This window comes from Mycolicibacterium arenosum (assembly GCF_024320865.1).
Lineage (GTDB): Bacteria > Actinomycetota > Actinomycetes > Mycobacteriales > Mycobacteriaceae > Mycobacterium > Mycobacterium arenosum.
This window is the reverse complement of the sequence record NZ_JANDBD010000030.1, coordinates 1-1,809: the sequence shown is the minus strand read 5'-3', so window position 1 is coordinate 1,809 and position 1,809 is coordinate 1. Positions and strand designations below refer to the sequence as shown.

Genomic DNA, 1,809 nt, shown 5'->3' with positions numbered 1-1,809 from the left:
AACCGGTGACACCGTGACCTACCGGCCGTTCAACGGCTACCGCGGCACCGACACCTTCACCTACACCGTCGCAGCGGCGAACAACCCCTTCGTGCCCGCCTCCAACCCGGCCACCGTCACCCTGACCGTGATCAGCCCCATCATCGCGGCCGACGACTCCTACACCGTGCTCATGGACACCTCGACCGTGCTGTCACCGGCACCCAGCACCAACGACACCACCTACCCCGGCACCCGGCTGGACCTCGGCGCCATCACCGTCGTCACCGCACCCACCCACGGCAGGATCACCCAATCCACCGACGGCACCCTGACCTACCGACCCGACACCGGCTACCGCGGCACCGACACCTTCACCTACACCGTCGCAGCGGCGAACAACCCCTTCGTGCCCGCCTCCAACCCGGCCACCGTCACCCTCACCGTGATCAGCCCCATCATCGCCACCGACGACGCCTACACCGTGCTCATGAACACCCCCACCGTGCTGTCACCGGCGTTGAGCGCCAACGACACCCGCTACCCCGGCACCAACTTCGACCTCGGCGCCATCACCGTCATCACCGCACCCACCCACGGCAGGATCACCCAATCCACCGACGGCACCCTGACCTACCGACCCGACACCGGCTACCGCGGCACCGACACCTTCACCTACACCCTCGCCGCAGCCAGCCCCGACATCCCCGCCTCCAACACCGCCACCGTCACCATCACCGTGATCAGCCCCATCGTCGCCACCGACGACTCCTACACCGTGCTGATGAACACCCCCACCGTGCTGTCACCGGCGTTGAGCGCCAACGACACCCGCTACCCCGGCACCAACTTCGACATCGGCGCCATCACCGTCATCACCGCACCCACCCACGGCAGGATCACCCAATCCGCCGACGGCACCCTGACCTACCGACCCGACACCGACTTCCGCGGCACCGACACCTTCACCTACACCCTCGCCGCAGCCAGCCCCGACATCCCCGCCTCCAACACCGCCACCGTCACCATCACCGTGATCAGCCCCATCATCGCCACCGACGACGCCTACACCGTGCTCATGAACACCCCCACCGTGCTGTCACCGGCGTTGAGCGCCAACGACACCCGCTACCCCGGCACCAACTTCGACCTCGGCGCCATCACCGTCATCACCGCACCCACCCACGGCACGATCACCCAAGGCGCCGACGGCACCCTGACCTACCGGCCGGTTAACGACTTCCGCGGCACCGACACCTTCACCTACACCCTCGCCGCAGCCAGCCCCGACATCCCCGCCTCCAACACCGCCACCGTCACCATCACCGTGATCAGCCCCATCATCGCGGCCGACGACTCCTACACCGTGCTGATGGACACCTCCACCGTGCTGTCACCGGCGTTGAGCGCCAACGACACCACCTACCCCGGCACCTCGATCCAGCTGGGCGCGATCACCGTCGTCACCGCGCCCACCCACGGCCAACTCAGCCAAACCGGCGGCACCCTGACCTACCGACCCGACACCGGCTACCGCGGCACCGACACCTTCACCTACACCGTGGCCGACACCCAGGGCGACATCGTGTCCAACCCGGCCACCGTCACCCTGAACGTGATCAGCCCCCTCATCGCGGCCGACGACTCCTACACCGTGCTGATGGACACCTCCACGGTGTTGTTCCCGACGCCCACCGCCAACGACACCACCTACCCCGGCACCCGGCTGGACCTCGGCGCGATCACCGTCGTCACCGCACCCACCCACGGCATGATCACCCAAACCGGTGACACCGTGACCTACCGGCCGTTCAACGGCTACCGCGGCAC

1 protein-coding gene is annotated in these 1,809 nt (G+C 67.6%); it reads left to right on the top strand.

Annotated elements, in window-relative coordinates; all coding sequences use genetic code 11:
- Nucleotides 1-13: 13 nt before the first annotated feature.
- On the top strand, nt 14-1,809 hold a 1,796-nt coding region (locus tag NM203_RS33030; protein ID WP_255065284.1), incomplete at its 3' end, for an Ig-like domain-containing protein.